Source organism: Marinobacter sp. (assembly GCF_033722195.1).
Classification (GTDB): domain Bacteria; phylum Pseudomonadota; class Gammaproteobacteria; order Pseudomonadales; family Oleiphilaceae; genus Marinobacter.
Map to the genome: position 1 here is coordinate 42,458 of NZ_JAWVZL010000020.1, position 6,000 is coordinate 48,457.

Annotated in this window: 6 protein-coding genes; 4 read left to right on the forward strand and 2 right to left on the reverse strand. The window is 66.2% G+C overall.

Annotated elements, in window-relative coordinates:
• Positions 1-103 precede the first annotated feature (103 nt).
• Positions 104-463 carry a DUF6164 family protein gene (locus R3280_RS05995; RefSeq protein ID WP_318997674.1) on the forward strand — a complete coding sequence of 120 codons (360 nt, stop codon included), beginning with the start codon at positions 104-106 and terminating at the stop codon, positions 461-463.
• Positions 464-470: 7 nt separating this feature from the next.
• On the opposite strand, the gene R3280_RS06000 is transcribed toward R3280_RS05995, so the two are convergent.
• Positions 471-1,367 (reverse strand): alpha/beta hydrolase, encoded by an 897-nt coding sequence (locus R3280_RS06000; protein WP_318997675.1) that lies wholly within the window; start codon positions 1,365-1,367, stop codon positions 471-473.
• Between the two features lie 73 nt (positions 1,368-1,440).
• On the reverse strand, positions 1,441-1,911 hold the full coding sequence (gene ybaK / locus R3280_RS06005; RefSeq protein WP_318997682.1) for a Cys-tRNA(Pro) deacylase: 471 nt from the start codon (positions 1,909-1,911) through the stop codon (positions 1,441-1,443).
• Between the two features lie 185 nt (positions 1,912-2,096).
• Between ybaK and R3280_RS06010 the strand changes: the two genes are divergently transcribed.
• The 3 genes from R3280_RS06010 (at position 2,097) to R3280_RS06020 (ending at position 5,682) form a co-directional block, all read left to right on the forward strand.
• Entirely contained in the window at positions 2,097-2,738 is a 642-nt protein-coding gene (locus tag R3280_RS06010) for a hypothetical protein (RefSeq protein WP_318997676.1), read from the forward strand.
• A 52-nt stretch (positions 2,739-2,790) separates the two neighbouring features.
• Complete coding sequence (locus R3280_RS06015; protein WP_318997677.1) at positions 2,791-3,219, forward strand: OsmC family protein; 429 nt, start codon at positions 2,791-2,793, stop codon at positions 3,217-3,219.
• A 348-nt stretch (positions 3,220-3,567) separates the two neighbouring features.
• Positions 3,568-5,682, forward strand: a complete 2,115-nt coding sequence (locus R3280_RS06020; protein ID WP_318997678.1) for a 3-hydroxybutyrate oligomer hydrolase family protein — start codon at positions 3,568-3,570, stop codon at positions 5,680-5,682.
• Positions 5,683-6,000: the final 318 nt, after the last annotated feature.

The following is a 6,000-nucleotide window of genomic DNA, read 5'->3' on the forward strand; positions in this document are numbered from 1 at the left end:
TCCGGGTGGTCAGTCATGGTCGAAGTGTAACCTGATTGGCCCTGCAGCCGCCAAGGCCGGCAGTGCTAGACTGGGGACCTGTCCCACTGGAAGAAGCACTGCCATGCCCCACCACCTGATGAACCTGCGCCATGTCCCCGACGACGAGGCCGACGAGATCCGGGCCCTGTTCGAAGAGCACGACGTGCCCTATTACGAAACCCCGGTCAGCCGCTGGGGCATCAGCATGGGCGGCTTCTGGGTGCATGACGCCGACGAGGCCGAGCGCGCCCGCAACCTGCTGGCCGCCTACCAGGCCGAGCGCCAGGCCCGCCAGCGCGCTGCCTATGAAGAGGCCGTCCGCCGGGGCGAGGCGGGCGGCCACTGGCAGCGCTGGCGCCGGCGGCCGGTCACCATGCTGGCCACCTGCCTGGCCATCGTGCTGATCCTGGGGTTGGCACTGGCCCCGTTTCTGACGCTCTAGCAGACGGCTAGGGGCCCTCCAGATGCTGGTCCAGGAACGCCATGGCCTCGTCCATCACGGTTCCGGCGCTGGCAAAACTGAGGATGTGGCCCCGCAGGTGCATGATGTAGAGCTGGTTCTCGACACCGTGCTCGGCCAGCCTGGCACGGAAATTCCGGGCCTGGGATTCCGGCACCAGGCCATCCAGGCCACCGTGGAACAGGAAGAAGGGCGGGCTGTTGGCGGTGACGTGGGTGATGGGTGAGGCCGCCCGGTAGGTCTCGGGCATCTGCTCCAGATTGCCGCCGAGAAATTGCCGGATCAGCTTGCCGGAGCCGAAGGCCACCAGGTCCGCCGGCAGGCCGCCGGCCACCACCGCGCCTGGGCGGGTATGGGGGCCGCCATGGGGCTCGTTGAGTTCACTGTCGCTGCTGGCCACTGTGGCCAGCAGGGCCACCAGGTGAGCGCCGGAGGAGAATCCGAAGGCGCCGATGCGGTCCGGGTCCAGGTTCAGCTCGCCGGCGTGATCCCTTAGCCAGCCCATGGCCACCTGGAGGTCGTGGAGCTGGGCCGGAAAGGTGAATTCCGGCGCGAACCGGTAATCGATGTTCATCACCATGAAACCGTGGCCGGCCAGGGCTTCCGCCAGCCAGGTCATGTCCTCCCTGGAGCGCCGCTCCCAGCCGCCACCATGCACCATCAAGACCGCCGGCGCCGGCGTCTCCACCTGGGGCAGGTAGAGATCGGCCTGCAGGGCCTGGGGCCACCGGGGCGGGGAATAGGTAACCCCCTCGCGGACCTGGAAGTCGGTCTCCGCCAGCTCCGGAATCCGCTCCGGCTCGTTGATGTGAGTGGCACAGCCCGCCAGCACCAGGCCGAGGAGGCCGGCAACACTGGTACGGATCAGTCGGGTCAGGGTAGTCACAAGGCCTCTCCGGTCAGGTTCGGGTTCTGCCAGGACATACGGTGTCCGGTCCGGGGCGGATGCAGGGCCCGGCTCAGTCCTGGGCGATGGCGGCAAACGAGCCCCGGCACAGGGCCGCCAGGTCAGCGGCGGCCAGCTCGATCTCCAGGCCTCGCCTGCCGGCGCTGACGAAGATGCTGTCGAACCCCTGCGCGGATTCGTCGATAAACGTGCGAAGGGCTTTTTTCTGGCCCAGGGGGCTGACGCCACCCAGAACGTAACCGGTACTGCGGCTCACCGCCCCGGCTTCGGCCATAGCGGCTTTCTTGGCGCCGGCGGCCCAGGCCAGGGCCTTGAAAATGACCATGCCGGATACCGGCACGACCGCCACCACCAGCTCGCCGGTGTCCAGGGCCAGCACCAGCGTCTTGAACACCCGCTGCGGCGGCAGTCCCAGTTTTTCGGCGGCTTCGGCGCCATAGGACTCGGCCTTGGGGTCGTGGCTGTATTGGTGAATCTGGTGCGCAATGCCGGCGCTGACGGCGACTTTGATGCCCGGGGTCATGGCGTACTCGCTGGTGACGGAAGACAAGGCCAGGCGGCCGCCATGGCCACCGGCAGGGTCATTATAGCCCGGTCGATGCCGGCGCCGGGACCATCGTCTGCACCCTCGTCGGCAACCCGGCTGTTTGTCCTCCCGCAGCTGTGGCACACTGAATTGGTTGTTTTGTGAGCGATCGAGGACAGGCCATGGATCTGGAGTCCGCACTGGCGTTGCTGGCGACCCATCCGCTGCCGGCATTAATCGCGGGCCTGCTATTGGCCGCCCTGCTGGCGGTGATGGTGGTTGCCCGGCTGCGCCAGCAGCTGCGGGCCGAGCAGGAGACCCTGCGACATCGCCTGGACGGGCTCTGGCACGAGCTCGACGAACTCCGCATGCGCGGACCGGCGTCCGAGGGCACCGCCGGGGCAGCCTCCGGGCTCGAAGAGGAGCGCTTCCGCCGGCAGTACCCGGTCTGGGAGTCGGTCTGGGAGGCGGCCTGGACCCTGCACGAGAGGGTGGGCAACTTCCTGCGGGCAGTGGAGAACGGCGAGAGTACGGCGGACAGCCGGTTGTCTGCCCGCAACGCGGCCCTCGACGCCCGTGCCCGTGTCAACAGGCTGAGGCCATTCTTCGACGAGCAGGTGGACCTGCTGTTGGGCCGGGTGATCGACGCCGAGATCAAGGCCCACCTGGCCGCCTGCGAGTACCTGGATCGCCGCTCCACGGAGCCGGACGGCCGGCTGGAATCCTACCGGGAGAGTTTCCGGTTACAACACGATGGTGAGGCCCGGGAAGCAGTCAACCAGCTGGTCGCCGCCATTCGCCAACGGCTGGCCGGCGATCGCTGAGTCACGCAGTCCAGTGCATCCCGGTTGGTCCACTGCAACCGAAGGAGGAGCTATGAAACGCAAAGCTAGCGCACACTGGGAAGGCAGCCTCAAGGACGGTAAGGGCACGGTGTCCACCGAGAGTGGTGTGCTCTCCGACCAGGCCTATTCGTTCCGTACCCGCTTCGAGGACGGCAAGGGGACCAACCCGGAGGAGTTGCTGGGTGTGGCCCATGCCGGCTGTTTCTCCATGGCCCTGTCGATGGTGCTGGGGGAGTCGGACTACGTACCGGACAGCATCGACACCAAGGCCGAGGTGGAGCTGACGGAAGTGGAAGGCGGCTTCGAGATCTCCGCCATCCACTTCGATGTCCATGCCAAGGTGCCCGGTGCCGATGAAGTGGCGTTGCTGGAAGCCGCCAACACCGCCAAGGTGAACTGTCCGGTGTCCAAGGCCCTCAAGCCGGATATCACCATGGACGTCCACCTCGTCAACGACTGACCCCCCGGCAGTCCGGCGGCGCAACGGCCGCCGGCGGCGGCCCGAACTGCACACTTTGTCCGGATTACAGGACAGCGTCCCGTTTTCCGGACACTCCCTTCACCACCACCCAGGCATGCGCGCCTCGCGGTGTCGAGCCGTCCGATCGGGCCCAGTTCGGGCTCTGAGGCTGTCCGGTTTTCCGGAATCGATAATGGGCGTTTGTTTTTTCCAACGTTAAGTCTTTGTATCAAATAGGTTTTAAAACTTGGCACAGGATCGGCATAGGGATTTGGCCAGAGGTCCGGGTCGTGTTGCGGTCGGCATTGGACACTCGCGAACAATAACAATGACTGGAAGGAATCCAACATGAAGATCCGAGCCTTTCTCGCAATTCCTGCGGGGGCGCTCCTGGCACTGAGCCTGAGCGGCTGTAAAGACAACCCCAAATTCAACCAGCTCCCGCCGTTCATCGCCGGCGATATCCAGACCACCTCCTACCGTGGCGACAATGACCTGCTCACCGCCGGTCTTGGTGCCAGCGGCCTGGGCAGCAGCACCGCCCCCACCTTCGCCGATGCCCTCAACCCCACCGCCGATGAGCTGCGCACCCTGGCCATCCATACCAATTACCGGGCACTGGTGGATACCGTCCCGGGTGGCGGCTACGGCAGCCTGTTCGGCCCGGCCGTGGACGCCAGCGACCCGGAAGGCCGGATTCCGGGGGAGGAAACCCTGGCCTTCATGCGGGTGCCTGGCAGCAAGGTGCCGGTGACCGTCATGGTGCAGGTGCCCGACAGTTTCGATCCTGACGCCGCCTGCATGGTGACCGCGCCCTCTTCCGGCTCCCGTGGCATCTACGGTGCCATAGGGACTGCAGGCGAGTGGGGCCTGAAGAAAGGCTGTGCCGTGGTCTACACCGACAAGGGCACCGGCACCGGCTCCCACAACCTGGAGACCAACGCCGCCCAGCGTATCGATGGCCGGCTGACCACAGACGCGAATGCCGACGTGCAGTTCCGCGCCGATCTCAGCGATGTGGAGCGTGCCGCCTTCACCGGCCAGTACCCGGACCGCTTCGCCTACAAGCATGCCCACTCGGAAGCCAACCCGGAGGCGGACTGGGGCACTCACGTACTGCAGTCGATCCAGTTCGGGTTCTACGTCCTCAATCAGACCTTCGGTGAGGAATTCCGCAATGGTAAACGCCTTGTTACCGTCACCCCCGACAACACCCTGGTGATCGCTTCCAGCGTGTCCAACGGCGGTGGTGCCTCTGTGCGGGCGGCGGAGCAGGACCGCGCCGGCCTGATCGACGGTGTTGCGGTGTCCGAGCCCAACGTCAATCCGGCGGTGGATCGCAGTTTCACCATCCGCCAGGGCAGCGGCCCGGTGATCACCGAGCACAGCCGCAGCCTGCTGGACTACACCACCGCCATTGCGGTCTATCAGGGTTGCGCCAACCGGGCACCGGCCCTGAGCACTGCGCCTTTCAACGGCGTCTTCAACCCGGCCGGCATTGACCAGAACATCTGCAGTGCCCTGCTGGCCAAGAATCTGGTCGCCGGCGCCGACCTGGACGCCCAGGCCACCGAAGCGCTGCGTATCCTGGAGGAGGATTTCGCCATCGCGCCGGAGCAGCGGCCACTGGCGCCGATCCACTTCGGCCTGGCGGTGTCCCAGAGCATCAGCATGACCTACGCCAATGCCTATGGCCGCTTTGGTGTCGAGGACCGGACCTGTGGCCTGAGCCTGGCGGCAACCGGCGCCGGCGGTGAGGTGGTGCCACTGAGTGACGCTGCCGAGGCGCGCCTGTTCTCCACCAGCAACGGCATTCCCCCCAGCGCCGGCGTCAACCTGGTGTTTGACGAGGCGGCCGGCGTGGCCACCAACCTGGCGGTCAGCACCTCACCCAGCAGTGGCCTGCAGGACTATGGCCTGGACGCCCTTCTGTGCCTGCGGGGTCTGGCCGAGGGCAAGGACCCGGTCACCGGGGACGCCCTGGCATCGCCGCAGGACATCGAGCGGGCGCAACGGATTGCCCGGGGCATCGAGGCGGTCCGCGCCAGTGGTGATTTGCAGGGCAAACCCGCGATCTTCGTGACCGGCCGGGCCGACGCCATCCTGCCGATCAATCACACCTCGCGGCCCTATTTTGGCCTCAATCAGCGCAAGGAAGGCGATGCCAGCGGCCTGCGCTACATCGAGGTGCTCAACGCCCAGCACCTGGATGTGCTCAATGGCTTCCCCGGCTTCAATGAACGCTACATTCCCCTGCACCACTACTACTTCCAGGCCCTGGACCTGGTCTATGACCACCTGAGCAACGGCACCGAGCTGCCACCGAGCCAGGTGGTGCGTACCGTCCCGCGCGGCCCGGGTGCGCCGGCCCTGACCCTGACCAACCTCCCGGCCATCGCGGCGGATCCGGCCGAGGCGGACCGGATCCGCTTCGAAGACGACCAGGTCCGGATTCCGGACTAGCAACCGGCCTCTACCCCAGCACAGGTGCCGCCGCACCCGGCCGTTCAGACACGGCCTGACATCCGGAGCCTGCCGGCGGGCAGCTCCAGTCCAGGCCCCGCCCCGCGGTGGCCCAAAACAATAAGCTCCATGGAGACAAGCATTATGACAACCAAGCGATTAACACTTGCCATCCGGGCAACCACTTCCGCACTGGCTCTGACCCTGGCCAGCCAGGCCGGCGCCGTCGAGCTGTTCCCCAAGAGCCCCGGCGATCCTGCCGGCTACAGTGCCAGCATTTACGGCTATGCCCGTTTTGGCGCTTCCTACGACATTGAC

Bases quoted from the DNA above. Each gene is read 5' to 3' on its own strand.
- R3280_RS06010 (WP_318997676.1), top strand. From the start codon at position 2,097: ATGGATCTGGAGTCCGCACTGGCGTTGCTGGCGACCCATCCGCTGCCG.
- R3280_RS06020 (WP_318997678.1), top strand. From the start codon at position 3,568: ATGAAGATCCGAGCCTTTCTCGCAATTCCTGCGGGGGCGCTCCTGGCA.
- R3280_RS05995 (WP_318997674.1), top strand. From the start codon at position 104: ATGCCCCACCACCTGATGAACCTGCGCCATGTCCCCGACGACGAGGCC.
- R3280_RS06015 (WP_318997677.1), top strand. From the start codon at position 2,791: ATGAAACGCAAAGCTAGCGCACACTGGGAAGGCAGCCTCAAGGACGGT.
- ybaK (WP_318997682.1), bottom strand. From the start codon at position 1,911: ATGACCCCGGGCATCAAAGTCGCCGTCAGCGCCGGCATTGCGCACCAG.